The sequence below is a fragment of the Agrobacterium leguminum genome, assembly GCF_015704895.1.
Lineage (GTDB): Bacteria > Pseudomonadota > Alphaproteobacteria > Rhizobiales > Rhizobiaceae > Agrobacterium > Agrobacterium leguminum.
Window position 1 is genome coordinate 31,148 of sequence record NZ_JADQWB010000003.1, and the last position, 15,031, is coordinate 46,178.

A 15,031-nucleotide genomic window follows, 5' to 3' on the forward strand; every position below is an offset into this window, starting at 1 on the left:
CCCGGCCACCGGATCGTCTAGACACCGCGCAAACCAACACGCCGGGCCACGCCCGACAGGTCATAGAAGTTTTATATGGAACAAAGCCTTACGCGTTATATCTGGTCGCACACGAGGCGGCAGCAGCTTTTCATTCTGCTGATCGTGGCCCTGTCGATGATCCCCTATTTCCTCGCCTTCGATCTGCCCAAGCAGATCGTCAACGGCCCAATTCAGGGGGATGGTTTCGAAGGGGCGAATGCGACTCAGCTTTTCATGCATCTCACGGTCGATATTCCCTACTGGGGCACCGTGACATTATTCCCCGGGCTCGAGCTGAACCGCATGTCGATGCTGATGGCGCTCAGCCTGACGTTCCTTGCGCTTGTCATCATCAACGGGCTCTTCAAATATTACATCAATACCTACAAGGGCCGCCTTGGCGAGCGGCTTCTGCGGCGCATCCGCTTCGAGCTCATCGACAAGATCCTGCGGTTCCCACCCTCCCATTTCAAGCGGGTCAAAGGTGCGGAAATCTCCAGCATGGTGAAGGACGAGGTGGAGCCGCTCGGCGGCTTTACCGGCGACGCCTTCGTGCAGCCGGCCCTTCTCGGCGGCCAGGCGCTCTCCGCGCTCTTCTTCATTCTCGTTCAGAATTTCTGGCTCGGCCTGATCGCGGCTTTCATGGCCGCCATTCAGGTGGGCATCATTCCCAAAATGCGCCGCCGCCTTATCGAACTCGGCCGCCAGCGGCAGCTGAGCGCCCGCCAGCTTGCCGGACGCATCGGCGAAATGGTTGACGGTATCGGCACCATCCATGCCTATGACACGTCGAATTACGAGCGGGCGGATGCCTCACACCGGCTCGGTGACATCTTCAAGATTCGCTACGATCTCTACCAGTGGAAGTTTCTGGTCAAGTTCATCAATAACTTCCTCGCACAGCTCACTCCCTTCTTCTTTTATGCGCTCGGCGGTTATCTCACGCTGAAGGGCAGCCTCGATGTCGGGCAGCTGGTCGCCGTCATCAATGCCTATAAGGAACTGCCCGGACCGCTGAAGGAACTGATCGACTGGGATCAGGCACGTCAGGACGTGCAGGTGAAATACGAGCAGGTCTTCGAGCAGTTCGATGCCCCGAACATGATCGACGAAAAGGTTCAGAAACTGTCTCCCGGCGCAGTCGCGGCGATCAGCGCCCCGATCGTCGTCGCCAATCTGACGCTGGAGGACGATAGCGGCAGCCGGCTTCTGGAACAGGCATCGCTGAAGGTCGAGCCGGGCGAGGTGATCGCCATCGTCGGCGGCTCGGGCGCCGAGGCGCTGGCGGATGCGATCGGCCGCACGCTCTGGCCAACCTCGGGCAAGATCAGCATCAACGACGTCGACATATTGGAACTGCCGGAATCGCTGACCGGGCGGCGCATTTCCTATGTGTCCTCCGACAGCTATTTCTTCCACGCCAGCCTGAAGGACAACCTGCTTTACGGCCTCAAACACGCCCCGCTTGCGGACAGGAACTATGAGGGGGCAGCGCTGGAACATCGCAAGTGGGAAATCCGCGAAGCAAAGATGGCGGGCAATCCGCTGATCGATATCAACAGCGAATGGATCGACTACGCTTCGAGCCCGGCCGGCGATGGCAGGCCGGAAAATCTCATCCGGGCCATTCTGGCCGTCCTCGACAGCGTAGAACTGTCGCAGGATATTCTGGAGTTTGCGCTGCGTTCGTCGATCGACCCTTTGACCGACCTGCATCTCGCCGCCCGTATCGTTGAACTGCGGCATGTGCTGCGTGCGGAGCTGGAAAAGGAAAATCTGAGCGGCCTCATCGCGCCCTTTGAACTGGAGAGCTATAACAGCGAGGCGACGGTCGGCGAAAACCTGCTGTTCGGCACCATGCGGGATTCTTCCCAGACGATCCGAACCATCATCGAAAGCGACTATTTCCGCTCCCTGATGCGCGAAACCGGCCTCGTGAAAACCCTCTTCGAGATGGGTTACACGATTGCCGAAAACATCGTGGAAATCTTCGCCGACCTGCCGGGAGACCACCCCTTCTTCCAGCAGCTCACCTTCATGACGCCCGACGACATTCCGGTGTATCAGCAGATGCTGCAACGTCTTCAGAGCCGGAGTTTCGACGAGGCTAATGAAAGCGAAAAGCGCGCAATGCTGCGGCTCAGCTTCTTCTACATCGAGCCTCGCCAGCGTTTCGGTCTGCTATCGCCGGAGATCATGAACCGGATCGTCGAAGTCCGGCACATGTTCCATGAGAACCTGCCCGACAGCCTGAAAAACGTGATCGAAATCTACGATCCGACCAAATATATGAGCGCCACCAGCCTGCTGGACAATATCCTGTTCGGCAAGGTCAGCCATCGCTACACCGACGCCTCGCGGCGCATCACCCGCATCGTCGCCGATGTCATGCGCAAGCAGGGTGTCTATGAACGCGTGCTGGCGGTGGGCCTGGACTTCAACCTCGGCGCGGGCGGCAAGCGGCTTGGCCCGCTCCAGCGCCAGAAGCTCAATCTCGCGCGAGCGTTGATCCGCAAATCCGATTATTACGTCTTCAACCGCCCTCTTCCCGGCCTCGATCCCCGACAGCAGGAGGAAATTGTCGAGCGGGTCATCACACTCCTGAAACAGAACAACAATAACCCGTCGATCATATGGGTCCTGTCGAATGCGACGCTCTCCCGCATGTTCGAGCGGGTGATCGTTGTTCATCAGGGCCTGATCACCGCCGACGGAAGTTACGAGACTCTCGCCGAGGAAAACGGTACATTCAAGGACATGGTCGCAACATAAATCCAAGAAGGTGACCGAGGTGGAACAAGAACAGGGTAAGTCAATGCTGTTTAAAGACGAAATTCAGATGCTGAAAAGGGTGCCGTTTTTTTCGGAAATGGAACCGTCAAAGCTCAAACTACTGGCATTCGCATCCGACCGGGTGTCCTATCATGCTGGCGACGTGCTGTTTCATCAGGGAGATGTCGGCGATGCGGCCTATGTCGTCTTGACCGGAAAAGTCGATGTTCTGGTCGATTCCCCTTCGGGCACGCTGAAAGTGGCCGAAATGACCGGCAATGCCATTGTCGGCGAAATCGCTATCCTCTGCGATAGCGTCAGAACCGCGACCGTTCGCGCCTCCACCAATGTGGAAGCCCTGCGCATCGGCAAGGAACAGTTCTTCAAGCTCATGTCCGATTTCCCCGACATCACCATCAAGGTCATGCGCGTTCTGGCCGAACGCCTTACCCAGACGACGGCGGAACTGAGCAAAGCGCGGGCAGGCGCCCGGACATAAACGACAATTCCTTGCTACCTTGAATGGCGATATTGGAAAAATAAATGTCGTACTATTGCAATATAAATGAAATGCTGACTGAATAAGGGGTAAAGGCGTCCGCCAGAAACGAGCGGATATAAGAATCTATAGAGACAACGGGCTTCATGGGAGGAAAGCGTGCAAGATTCCGTTGTTATTGGGGTGTGTCATGGCGTTCGATTCCGACACAGCAAGTCGGGAAAGTAATAGAAATTTTCGGGTAAAGATCTGGGGTGCGCGGGGAACGCTTCCTGTTTCAGGTGAAAACTTCCGAAAATACGGCGGAAATACCATCTGCATCGAGGTAAGATGCGGCGATCACGTTCTTTTGTTCGATGCGGGTTCGGGCTTGCATCCCGCTGGCCTCGCCCTGCGGGCGGAAGGCATTACCGACGTCAACCTGTTCTTCTCGCATTGTCATTACGACCACATTGTCGGCTTCCCCTATTTCAAGCCCTTTTATAACAGCTCCAACGATGTCGCCATCTGGTCGGGCCACCTCGCCGGTACCATGACCACCCGGGAAATGCTCAAGGACTTCATGAGCCCGCCGTGGTTCCCCGTGCCGCTGGAAATCTGCTGCGCAAAAATCGACACGCGGGACTTCATGCCGGGCGATGCGCTCGATGTGCATCCCGGCCTTTCGATCAGAACCGGAATGCTCAACCATCCCGGCAACGCCATCGGATATCGGCTGGACTGGGAAGGAAAGTCCCTCGCCATCATCACCGACACCGAACATGAGCCGGGCGATATGGACGAAACCGTGCTCGACCTGATCAGGGATGTCGACCTTTTCCTCTATGACGCCATGTTCACCGATGAGGAAATGAGCCTTTATCGCGGCTATGGCCACTCGTCCTGGCAACAGGCGATCCGCCTTGCCAAACGCGCCGGCGCAAAAAATGTCGGCTTCATCCACCACGCCCCGAGCCGCAGCGACGAAGAACTGGACAATATCGAAAAACAGGCGAAAGCCCAGTTCAGTGGGGCCTTCGCGGCCATGGACGGCCAGATCATCGAGCTCTGACGCAATCTGACTCCGGCGAAGTCGACCTGTCCGACCGCGTTTTCGAAACCCTGATTTCGACATCCCTTGCCATGCGGGCGTTCGAACACGCACAATTGACCGTTTCCGATTGATTGCTCCACGATATTGCCACGAGACGGCCTGCAATAAGGGTGCCACCACATACTACATGATGATTCTGCGCTGAATGACCACATGATGGGATTTGCATGATCCGTTTCTTTTCGGAGACCAATTTGAGACGCGCCCGGATTTTATCCGGCCTCATCATATTTGCTTTCGTATTTTCCCATCTTTTCAATCACTCCCTCGCACTCATCTCCATCGATACCGCCGAACGGGCGCGAAAATGGTTCAGCCTGATCTGGCTCAACCCCGTCAGCAGCCTGCTTTTTTACGGTTCTGTTCTGGTGCATGTCTGTCTTGTTCTGCGCTCGCTTTATCTGCGCAGAACGCTGCGCATGCCGCTCCGCGAGGCGCTTCAGGTCATCTTCGGTCTGTCGATCCCGTTCCTGATCATCGGCCACGCCGTCAATATCCGCGTGTCGCATATGCTTTATGGCATCGATGTTGGCTATTATTCGGTCATCCGCAGGCTGTGGATCAACAACCCGATACAGGGCGCCTGGCAAAGCCTCGCCTTGATCGTGATCTGGGTCCACGGATGCATTGGCCTCTATTTCTGGCTGCGTTACCGGGACTGGTATCCGCGGATAGCCGGGCTGTTCATGACGGTGGCCGTGATGCTGCCGCTGCTGGCGCTGCTGGGCTTCAGCGATGCCGGCCGCTGGCTGGCGGAAATCGATGAAAAATACGCGCTCCCACCCGGACTTGCCGACAATACGATTCAAAAGGACGAGCTGCCACTGCAGCGGGAAATGGAAACACAGATCCGTTTCATCACCGGCACAGCGGAAACGTTGTTCGTCGGCGCGGTAATGCTGGTTTTCGCCATGCGTGGCGTACGCAGCTTTCGGCAACGATTGACGGCGATCGAAATCCGCTATGAACATGGCGCGCAGGTACATGTACCTGCCGGGCTCAGCATTCTGGAAGCGAGCCGCCTTGCAGGAATTCCGCATTACTCCGTCTGCGGCGGCAAGGGGCGCTGCTCAACCTGTCGGGTCAAGGTTCTGAACAGCAAAGGCCCGCTACCGCCACCGGGAGACATCGAGCAAACCACATTGCGGCGCATCCATGCCGATTCCGATGTCCGGCTCGGCTGCCAGCTACGCCCCACCAGCGATATTGATATCGCGCTTCTCGTTTCACCGCCCCAGCAAAGCGACCTGCCGGCCGACGCACAACCGGCCCGGCCCGGCCGGGAAGAGGAAATCGCCATCCTCTTTTGCGATCTACGCAACTTCACCACGCTTTCCGAAGCGAAGCTGCCCTATGATGTCGTCTTCCTTCTGAACCGCTATTTCACCATCGTCGGCCAGGCCGTCGAACAGGCGGGAGGCCATCTCGACAAATTCATCGGCGATGGCGCCATGGCGCTTTTCGGACTTGGCGAGGACGCGGAACATGCCTGCCGCAACGCCATGAAGGCGGCCGCGACCATATTGCGGGATATCGCAATCCTGAACGAGGGGCTGGAGAAACAATTCGCCGTCCGCCTGGAAGTCGTCGTCGGCATTCATTCCGGTCCGAGCATCGTCGGCGTCATGGGATATGGCGCGGCCAAAACCCTGACGGCCATCGGCGATACCGTCAACGTGGCAAGCAGGCTCGAATCCAAGGCCAAGGAATTCGGCGCAGCCATCGTTGTTTCCGAACCAGCCATTATTCAGGCGGGACAGGAGATTGCCGATCTCAGAAGCGAAGAAATCGCCATCCGTGGCCGCAACTCGCAAATGAAGGTCTTCCTGCTCTCGAAAAAAGAGAGCGAGCGCTATTTATGAGATAGCCACGACACACCTGTCGGGGCGTCCGATCTCAAATCTTGCGATAGAGAAAATAGCGGTCCGTCGGCACGCTTGCCGGCACCGGCAGCGGCTTGAGCATGGGATGATCCAGAGGCAGGCCGCTGACCGCGAGACCGCCTTTCGCCAGCATGCCCGCCGTAAGATCGGGCAACCATGTGAGGGTGATCGCATCCTTTTCCGGATAACCCGTGCCGATATCGGCATGCACGAACGCCGCTTCCGAGCCGATGAAAGCCGGAGCGGTTTGCGATATTTCACCGATCACCAGATCCTCCTGCGCCGGAACGGAGGAGGCATGCGCACCCATAGCCCTGTCGAAAGCGATGATGCGGCGGTTGGGGAACAGCTCCCGCAGGTGATTGAAGGTGCGCCCATTGCCAAGGCCGATTTCCATAAGCGCGCCTTCACCCGGCAGATCGAGATCGGCTGCGACATGGTTGAGGATATCCCGCTGCGCGGTCAGCCGGCGAATGAAACTATCGAGTCTGCTCATGTTATCAGGCCTTGATGATGTGTTTTGCGGCTATATCCCGACGCGCGAAAACATTGCGCGTGTCGATGATAAGCGGCGCCCATTCGCTTAGAGCGGCATAATCCACATTGTCATGATCGGTCGCAACGAGAACGGCGTCGAAGGCGCCGATCGCCTGCCTGTCCCACGGCACGGATTTCATGCCCATCAGGTGGCTATATTCCCGGGTTTTCGGGATTTCGGCCACGTGGGGATCGAAATAGGCCGCTTCGCCGCCACGCTCCTGAATAAGCTCGATGAGCTTCAAAGAGGGGCTTTCGCGAATATCCGGCACATTCTTTTTATAGGCGAGGCCGACGACCAGCACCTTCGAGCGGCTGAGCGCCTTGCCGGAATGAATATCGAGCGCCTCCGCGACCCGCCCGATGACGTGACGCGGCATACCGGTATTGATCTCGCCGGCCAGTTCGATGAACCGCGTCGGCAATTCATATTCGCGCGACTTCCAGGTGAGGTAGAAAGGGTCGATCGGTATGCAATGGCCGCCAAGGCCCGGGCCGGGATAAAACGGCATGAAACCGAACGGCTTGGTCTTCGCCGCATCGATCACTTCCCAGATGTCGATACCCATCGCCTCGTAGACGACCTTGAGTTCGTTGACGAGCGCAATATTGACGGCACGGAAGACGTTTTCGGTGATTTTCACCGCCTCGGCCGTGGCATTTGTCGAGACGGGCACGATCTTTTTGACCACCGAACCGTAAAATGCCGCCATCAGCTTTCCGGCCGCCTCGCCATCGCCAGCGACAACCTTCGGAATGGTCGAGGTCTCGAAATCGCGATTGCCGGGATCTTCCCGTTCGGGTGAAAAACCGATGAAGAAATCGACGCCGGAGACGAGCCCGGTACTTTCCAGAATGGTCTTCACCACCCCGTCAGTCGTGCCGGGATAGGTGGTCGATTCCAGAACCACGAGCTGCCCCTTGCGCAGATGGGCGACAATATCGCGACAGGTCTTTTCGACATAGGAAAGGTCCGGCTCGCGATATTTCGTCAGGGGTGTGGGCACGCAGATTGCAATGACATCGCATTCGGCCAGCCTGGAGAAATCCGAGGTGGCGACAAAGCCGTCATCCTGTCTCACACTCGCCAGCACCTCGTCCGAAACGGCCTCGATATAGCTGCGCCCGGCCTCGATAGCGGTAATTTTACCGGGGTCGATATCGAAACCGACAACCTTGAAACCGCCCCTGGCGATCGTCATGGCAAGCGGCAGACCGACATAGCCGAGGCCGATCACCCCCGCTTTGGCGCTTTTGTTTTCAATGCTGGAAAGCAGGTTCCGGGAAGTGTCTGGGGAAGTCAAAGCGTGTCACGCTCCGCGCATGTGCAAAAGATGCCTTTCAGTTGGGCAAGAATGACGGACCTGTCAAGGCTCGGCCCTTTCAAATTCCGGTTGACGCCCAAGCCACCGCCAACGCACAACCATCGCCATGAAGATCGCCTTTTATGCGCCGCTCAAGTCTCCCAACCATCCCGTTCCCTCCGGCGACCGGCTGATGGCCCGTTTGCTAATGACGGCGATCACAATGGGCGGTCACGATGTTTCCGTCGCTTCGGAACTGCGCAGCTTCCTGAAACAGCCGGATGACCCGGCAAGGGCCTTGCTCGCCGATGAGGCCGAGCGCGAAATCGAGATCGTCGCACGGCACTGGCGACGGGAGGGCGTGCCGGATCTCTGGTTTTGCTACCATCCCTATTACAAGGCCCCGGACTTGCTCGGACCGGAACTGAGCAAACGTTTCGACATCCCCTATGTCAGCGCCGAAGCGTCCTATTCGCCGAAACGGAATGGGATGGGATGGCAGGCGGTTCAGGATGGGTTGCTGACCGCATTGAACGCCGCCGCCATCAATATCTGCTTCACCGCGCGGGATCGCGAAGGGCTTGTGCGGGCCTCGCCCACCCTTCGCTGGGCCATGCTGCCGCCTTTCATCGATGCCGGGGCCTTTCTCAAGAACACGCCCCAGCCGACACCCGCAAGGCTCATCACCGTCGCCATGATGCGGGCGGGTGACAAGCTCGACAGCTACCGTGCCCTTTCCGAAGCGCTCGCCCTGTTGCCGCAGGATCTCGACTGGACGCTGGATATCGTCGGCGACGGACCGGAGTGCACGGCCGTACAGGGCATGTTCAGCGCGTTTCCCAATCACCGTCTCGTCTGGCATGGGGAAAAAACCGCGGCCGAGATCGCAATGCTCCTTTCAAAAGCCTCTCTCTATGTCTGGCCGGGCCATGGTGAGGCTTATGGTCTCGCCTATCTCGAGGCGCAGGCTGCCGGCCTGCCCGTTGTGGCCGAAGAAGTGGCTGGCGTCCCCGAGGTGGTAAAATCCGACGCCACAGGATTACTGACACCAGAAAATGATAGAGCCGCCTATGCCGACGCGATTAAAACCCTGCTCGGCGACGACAGACAGCGCAAAGAACTGGCACGGGCGGCCCGGCAATTCGTGAGGAATGAACGGTCTCTGGAAAATGCCGCAAATGAACTGAACCATATCCTGCTGCAAGCAAAGGCGCGAAGATCATGAGTCGGGAAAAACTCGTTGCGGCACTGGACGAATGCGGGCGGCGCGGCATATCCGCCGATCTCTGGCTCCGGGACGACGACGCGGTGGAGCCGACGCCCGCGCTCGACACGTTGCTCGATCTTTGCGGCGGCTTTTCCGCTCCGGTCACGCTCGCGGTCATCCCCGAGATGACGACCGATAAGCTCGCACGGCATCTGGATGTGTCGGACATTGCCCAGGTCGCCGTGCATGGCTGGTCCCATACGAATTATGCCGGCGAGAAGGAAAAGAAACAGGAACTCGGATCGCATCGCGATCCCGCTCTCGTTCTCGATGAATTGCAATCCGGACTGGATAAACTCCACGACCTGCATGGCGGGCGTTTGGTGCCGATGCTCGTGCCGCCATGGAACCGCATAGATGCCGGTATCGTGAAGACACTGGCGGGCCTTGGATATCGTGCCCTATCCGTTTTCGGCCCGGAGAAAAACACTCTGCCGCCCTGCCTGAACACCCATGTCGATGTGATCGACTGGCACGGCAGCCGCGGTGGCCGCAACGACGACGTGCTCTTCGCGGAGACCGCCGCCCGCATCCTGACGACCGCCGAAAACGGCGGCACCACCGGCATCCTCACCCACCATCTCGTGCATGACGACAATGTCTGGCGCTTTCTGAGACGGCTTTTCGAGGTGACCGTCGATCATCCCGCCGCCCGCTGGCGTTCTTCGAAAGACCTCGTCGACGACATCTCACCATGATTTCCAGGCGATCAGCAACCCGCTCGCCTCAGTGGAAAGTTTCCGCCTGACCGCTTCCACCGTCTCAAAGGGTGCGCGGTCGGGAAGAGACGCGGCAACGAACCCCGCTGGCGCAAGGCTGATGCTCCCCGCCCGGGCGATGATGGTGAAGATCAAGGGGCCGGTCGACCACCAGGCAGGGGCGCGAGGCATGTCTTCGATAATTCCGGGAAAGGCATCCAGCATCCTGCTGAAAACCGGATGTCCGGCAGGCGCGGCGATGAAGGAATTGGCAAGCAGCATGCTGCCCTGCCCCGTGTCCCGTGGCGTTTTTTCGTCAAACACCGTCAGCCCCGCCAGAGGCAGGAATGTATCGAAACTCACATCGTCCCGCGCCGGATACCAGTCGCAATCGAGATAGATGCCGCCAAACCGCTCCAGCAGGATATAACGGGCCACATCCACTGCGCCCGGATAATCGCCCTTGTCCAGCATGGTTTTGAAGACGCCATTCGAAAACACGCCTTCCCGCTCAAGATCGGCCTCCCGCCAGAGCCGATAGTCGTAACCATGGTTCGAGGCGTGGGCGGCCCATGCCTCAACCGAGACCGGCGGGGCTCTTTCCCCGATCCATATCTGGTGAATGAGCCTTGGCACATCTTCACGGCTTTTGACGCTGATCGTGCGACGTTCTTCCGTGGAAAACCGCGCATATTTCTCCAGCACCTGCGGGGGTGGAACAAGCGTATATTGATAACCGATCTTGGCGACCATATCGCCTTCGGCCTTGGCGAGGCGCAGCCGTGCCGCATGCAGCCGGCGCGGCAGGCCGAGCACTGTTTGCTCCCCCATCAGGTGGCCGTCCTTTGCTGCAACCAGCGATAAGAGAAGCGCATTGGCTTCCGCATACTGGCCGCCATTTTGCAACTGCCGGGCCTTATCCAGCTGGGCATCGTAATATTTCTTGTCGGACATGGATCCTCATCCAGAAACGCTCGTTAACATATCGCCAAACAAAAGGCGTCAGGCAAGCCGTCGTGTTTCGGAAGCCGGCTTTGAATTCGCTAAACAATTCGATGTTTCAGAGGCATAGACAGACAACAAACCCTGCGATAACGTGGATTTAAGCCCTCCTGAGCAAATTGTCACAAGGCAACGATAAAGAGACGGCAAGGAACCCTTTGGCATGAGCGCAGGCGCAGATTTGCTCCGTATTGAAAATCTGCGGGTCTCGTTTTCTCTCATGGGCGGCACCATCGATGCCGTCAGGGGCGCGAGCCTTCGCATTCTTCCGGGAAAAGTCACCGCTCTCGTCGGCGAGTCCGGCTCCGGAAAATCTGTCATCGGCCAGACCATCATGGGCATCCATCCCAAGACGGCGCGCGTGAATGGTCGCGTGCTGTTCACCGATCCGGAAAATGCCGCGGCCGGCCCTGTCGATCTGCTGCAATTGCCGAAGGACGGCCGGGAAATCCGTTCGATACGCGGAAATCGCATCGGCCTGATCTTTCAGGAGCCGATGACGTCTTTCTCGCCGCTGCACACCATCGGCAACCAGATCGACGAGGCGCTCAGGATTCACAGCATCCTGTCACCGGCCGAACGTGCGGAAAAAATGCATGAAACGCTCGACCTTGTGGGGTTTTCCAAACCCAAGAAGGTCGTGAACATGTATCCCTTCGAGCTGTCGGGCGGCATGCGCCAGCGCGCCATGATCGCCATGGCGCTGATCTGTCGTCCCGCACTTCTGATCGCCGACGAGCCGACGACGGCGCTCGACGTGACCATACAGGCACAGATCCTCAAGCTGCTGCGTGATCTGCAGAGCCGTCTGAACATGAGCATGCTGCTCATCACCCACGATCTCGGCGTGGTGGCCAATATCGCCGACGAGGTCGCGGTGATCTATCAGGGCGAGATCATGGAGGCCGGTACGGTCGACGAGATTTTCAAGTCGCCGAGCCACCCCTACCTCAAGGGCCTGATGGCCGCCGTGCCGCATTTCGACATGAAGCCCGGCGAAAGGCTGAAGGCGCTTCGCGAAATCAACATTGACCACGAAAGCCTCGTCGGCAAAAAAAACGCCGCGGTGAACAAGACCCCCGGCCCGCTTCTGACCGTGGACAATATCAGCAAGACGTTCACGACCCGGAAGTCCAGCTGGTTCCGCAAGGGCGACGCCAATGCCACCAAGGCGGTTAACAGCGTCAGTTTTGAAATTCGCCGCGGAGAATGCCTTGGGCTGGTAGGCGAAAGCGGCAGCGGCAAAACCACCGTCAGCAAAATCCTCATGCGCGCCGTTCGCCCGGATGAAGGCTCGGTGACCTTTCACCGGCCTGAGGGCGACATCGACGTCCTCAATGCCAGGGATGGAGACCTGAAAGAGCTGCGGTCGAAGATACAGATGGTCTTCCAGGACCCGATATCGTCGCTGTCTCCACGCATGACCGTGGGCAACATCCTGAGCGAGCCGCTGGAAATCCACGGACGGGGCGATGCGAAATACCGCGCGGAGAAAGTACGCAATCTCGTCAGGGCCATTGGGCTCGGAGAAAGCGCGCTCAACCGTTACCCGCACAGTTTCTCGGGCGGACAGAGGCAGCGTATCGGCATCGCCAGGGCATTGGCGCTCGGTCCCGAACTTCTCATCTGCGACGAACCCGTTTCCGCCCTCGATGTCTCCGTGCAGGCGCAAATCCTCAATCTGCTGAAGGATTTGCAGCAGGATCTCGGGCTGACCTATCTCTTCATTTCGCACAATCTGGCGGTGGTGGACTATATGGCCGACCGCGTGGCCGTGATGTGCGAAGGCCGCATCGTGGAGCTGGCGCCACGGGAAATCCTGATGCGCTCTCCGGTTCATCCCTATACGAAATCCCTGCTGGCGGCCGTGCCTTTCCCGGATCTCGACCGTCCGCTCGATTTCCGCACCATCGGCAAAATCAGCGCGACGGGCAAATTCGACTGGGGCAAACAGTTCCGCGACGAGGGTGATGGCGACATGATTTCCGCCGATCTCGGCGAAGGCCATTTCGTGCTCGCAAACGGCAATGCCGATATCCGGGAGCTTCGCCCTTGATCACGCGTCGCACCACCCTTGCCCTCTTGGCCTCCGTCTTCCTGCCAGCCTATGCGCGGGCCGGCTATACCGACCCCGCCTATTTCAAGGAAAAACGGGAAAAGGGCGAATTGCCCGACGTGGCCGAACGCCTGCCGAAAAACCCGCGCGTCATCGACATGAAAGCGCTTGGCCGCGAGCCGGGAAAACATGGCGGCTCGGTGCGTATGCTCATTGGCGGCCAGCGCGACATTCGCCTGATGCCGATCAGCAGCTATGCCCGCCTTGTCGGTTATGACGAAAAGTTCGAGCTTCATCCGGATATTCTCGAAAGCTACGACGTTCAGGAAGAACGCATCTTCACCTTCAAGCTGCGCGAAGGCCACAAATGGTCCGACGGCAGCGACTTCACCTCCGAGGATTTCCGCTATTTCTGGGAGGACGTCGCCCTCAACAGGGAAATCCACAAGGGCGGCCCGCCGATCGAACTTCTGGTCAACAGCAAGCCGCCGCTTATCGAAGTCATCGACCGGCTGACGGTGCGCTACACCTGGGATGGTCCGAACCCGGATTTTCTGGCGAAGCTCGCAGCGGCCTCACCGGCCCGGCTATTCCTGCCCGCCGCCTACATGAAACAGTTCCACGTCAAATATCAGACGGCGGAAAAGCTCGCCAAGCTGATCAAGAAAAACAAGACGGATGACTGGAGCGGGCTGCATATCAAGATGTCGCGGCAGGTGCGGCCCGAAAATCCCGATCTGCCGACGCTGGATGCCTGGCGCAACACCACCGCGCCGCCGGCCGAACAATTCGTCTTCGAGCGTAACCCCTATTATCACCGGGTCGACGAAAACGGCCTGCAACTGCCCTATCTCGATCGTTTCCTGCTCAACGTCACTTCGTCCGACATCATCTCGGCCAAGACGGCGTCCGGCGATAGCGATCTGCAATATTTCGGCCTCGATTTCGCCGACTACACCTTTCTGAAGGATGCCGAAAAGCGCTTTCCCCTGAAGGTGAACCTCTACAAGCGCTCTCAGGGCTCGCGCATCGCGCTGCTGCCCAACCTCAATTGTGCCGACCCGGTCTGGCGCAGCGCTTTTCAGGACGTGCGCGTGCGCCGGGCGCTGTCGCTCGCGATAAACCGGCACGAAATCAACATGGTCTGCTTTTACGGGCTGGCAAAGGAAAGCGCCGATACCGTTCTACCGGAAAGCCCGCTTTACCGGCAGGAATTTGCGGACGCATGGAGCGCTTTCGACCGGGCGGCGGCCAACAGGCTGCTCGATGAAGCCGGTCTCGACAAGCGCGACAATGCCGGCCTTCGGCTCCTGCCGGATGGCCGCCCGGCCTATATCATCGTCGAAACGACAGGCGAAAGCACGCTCGAAACCGACGTGATGGAGCTGGTGACGGATCACTGGCGGCATATCGGCATTGCCGTTTCCGTCCGCCCCACCCAGCGCGATGTCTTCCGCAAGCGCGCGATGGGCGGCGAGGTGCTGATGTCGGTATGGATGGGCATGGATAACGGTGTACCGACGCCGGATATGCTGCCATCCGGCCTCGCCCCCACCGGCGATGACCAGCTGCAATGGCCGGTCTGGGGTGTGCATTATCTTTCCGGCGGCCGCGAGGGCAAGGAGCCCGATCTGCCGGAGGCGGCGCATCTGCTCGATCTCCTGAAAAAATGGCGCAGAAGCGTCACCGAACAGGAACGCGAAGCCATCTGGCTGGAAATGCTGGGTATTTATACGCAGCAGGTGTTTTCCATCGGCATCGTCAACGGCGCGCTGCAACCCGTCGTTCACGTCAAACGCATGCGAAACGTGCCGGACAAGGCGCTTTTCGGTTACGAGCCCACATCCTATCTCGGCGTCTATATGCCGGATAGCTTCTGGTATGACGGAGACGCCTGAT

11 protein-coding genes are annotated in these 15,031 nt (G+C 58.7%); 8 read left to right on the forward strand and 3 right to left on the reverse strand.

Annotated features, from left to right (window positions below; all coding sequences use genetic code 11):
* Positions 1-75 precede the first annotated feature (75 nt).
* From I3J13_RS05900 to I3J13_RS05915, 4 genes are all read left to right on the forward strand, one after another.
* Complete coding sequence (locus I3J13_RS05900; RefSeq protein ID WP_196378258.1) at positions 76-2,793, forward strand: ABC transporter ATP-binding protein; 2,718 nt, start codon at positions 76-78, stop codon at positions 2,791-2,793.
* Positions 2,794-2,836: 43 nt separating this feature from the next.
* Positions 2,837-3,292 (forward strand): cyclic nucleotide-binding domain-containing protein, encoded by a 456-nt coding sequence (locus I3J13_RS05905; protein WP_003521299.1) that lies wholly within the window; start codon positions 2,837-2,839, stop codon positions 3,290-3,292.
* Positions 3,293-3,482: 190 nt separating this feature from the next.
* The gene (locus I3J13_RS05910) at positions 3,483-4,343 is read left to right on the forward strand and encodes an MBL fold metallo-hydrolase (protein WP_051671927.1); all 861 of its coding nucleotides are present in this window, start codon (positions 3,483-3,485) and stop codon (positions 4,341-4,343) included.
* A 209-nt stretch (positions 4,344-4,552) separates the two neighbouring features.
* On the forward strand, positions 4,553-6,247 hold the full coding sequence (locus tag I3J13_RS05915) for an adenylate/guanylate cyclase domain-containing protein (protein ID WP_020808510.1): 1,695 nt from the start codon (positions 4,553-4,555) through the stop codon (positions 6,245-6,247).
* A gap of 34 nt (positions 6,248-6,281) precedes the next feature.
* Here the strand turns inward: I3J13_RS05915 and I3J13_RS05920 are convergent, their stop codons facing one another.
* Positions 6,282-6,764, reverse strand: coding sequence for a class I SAM-dependent methyltransferase (locus I3J13_RS05920; protein WP_196378259.1), 483 nt, complete (start codon positions 6,762-6,764; stop codon positions 6,282-6,284).
* A gap of 4 nt (positions 6,765-6,768) precedes the next feature.
* Positions 6,769-8,109, reverse strand: coding sequence for a nucleotide sugar dehydrogenase (locus I3J13_RS05925; RefSeq protein ID WP_196378260.1), 1,341 nt, complete (start codon positions 8,107-8,109; stop codon positions 6,769-6,771).
* Positions 8,110-8,236: 127 nt separating this feature from the next.
* On the opposite strand from I3J13_RS05925, the gene I3J13_RS05930 reads away from it, so the two are divergent.
* Both I3J13_RS05930 and I3J13_RS05935 read left to right on the forward strand, forming a co-directional pair.
* Entirely contained in the window at positions 8,237-9,334 is a 1,098-nt protein-coding gene (locus I3J13_RS05930; protein WP_196378261.1) for a glycosyltransferase family 4 protein, read from the forward strand.
* Positions 9,331-10,074, forward strand: a complete 744-nt coding sequence (locus tag I3J13_RS05935) for a polysaccharide deacetylase family protein (protein WP_196378262.1) — start codon at positions 9,331-9,333, stop codon at positions 10,072-10,074. Before I3J13_RS05930 ends, I3J13_RS05935 begins: the two co-directional genes overlap by 4 nt.
* Here I3J13_RS05935 and I3J13_RS05940 read toward each other — a convergent pair.
* Positions 10,066-11,028, reverse strand: coding sequence for a glycosyltransferase family 32 protein (locus tag I3J13_RS05940; protein WP_196378263.1), 963 nt, complete (start codon positions 11,026-11,028; stop codon positions 10,066-10,068). The genes I3J13_RS05935 and I3J13_RS05940 overlap by 9 nt on opposite strands.
* Positions 11,029-11,239: 211 nt before the next feature.
* On the opposite strand from I3J13_RS05940, the gene I3J13_RS05945 reads away from it, so the two are divergent.
* Complete coding sequence (locus I3J13_RS05945) at positions 11,240-13,132, forward strand: ABC transporter ATP-binding protein (RefSeq protein ID WP_196378264.1); 1,893 nt, start codon at positions 11,240-11,242, stop codon at positions 13,130-13,132.
* Entirely contained in the window at positions 13,129-15,030 is a 1,902-nt protein-coding gene (locus tag I3J13_RS05950; RefSeq protein WP_196378265.1) for an ABC transporter substrate-binding protein, read from the forward strand. Before I3J13_RS05945 ends, I3J13_RS05950 begins: the two co-directional genes overlap by 4 nt.
* Position 15,031 lies beyond the last annotated feature (1 nt).

Coding starts and splice junctions, on each gene's coding strand:
- I3J13_RS05900 (WP_196378258.1), top strand. CDS start 76: ATGGAACAAAGCCTTACGCGTTATATCTGGTCGCACACGAGGCGGCAG.
- I3J13_RS05905 (WP_003521299.1), top strand. CDS start 2,837: ATGCTGTTTAAAGACGAAATTCAGATGCTGAAAAGGGTGCCGTTTTTT.
- I3J13_RS05910 (WP_051671927.1), top strand. CDS start 3,483: ATGGCGTTCGATTCCGACACAGCAAGTCGGGAAAGTAATAGAAATTTT.
- I3J13_RS05915 (WP_020808510.1), top strand. CDS start 4,553: ATGATCCGTTTCTTTTCGGAGACCAATTTGAGACGCGCCCGGATTTTA.
- I3J13_RS05920 (WP_196378259.1), bottom strand. CDS start 6,764: ATGAGCAGACTCGATAGTTTCATTCGCCGGCTGACCGCGCAGCGGGAT.
- I3J13_RS05930 (WP_196378261.1), top strand. CDS start 8,237: ATGAAGATCGCCTTTTATGCGCCGCTCAAGTCTCCCAACCATCCCGTT.
- I3J13_RS05935 (WP_196378262.1), top strand. CDS start 9,331: ATGAGTCGGGAAAAACTCGTTGCGGCACTGGACGAATGCGGGCGGCGC.
- I3J13_RS05940 (WP_196378263.1), bottom strand. CDS start 11,028: ATGTCCGACAAGAAATATTACGATGCCCAGCTGGATAAGGCCCGGCAG.
- I3J13_RS05945 (WP_196378264.1), top strand. CDS start 11,240: ATGAGCGCAGGCGCAGATTTGCTCCGTATTGAAAATCTGCGGGTCTCG.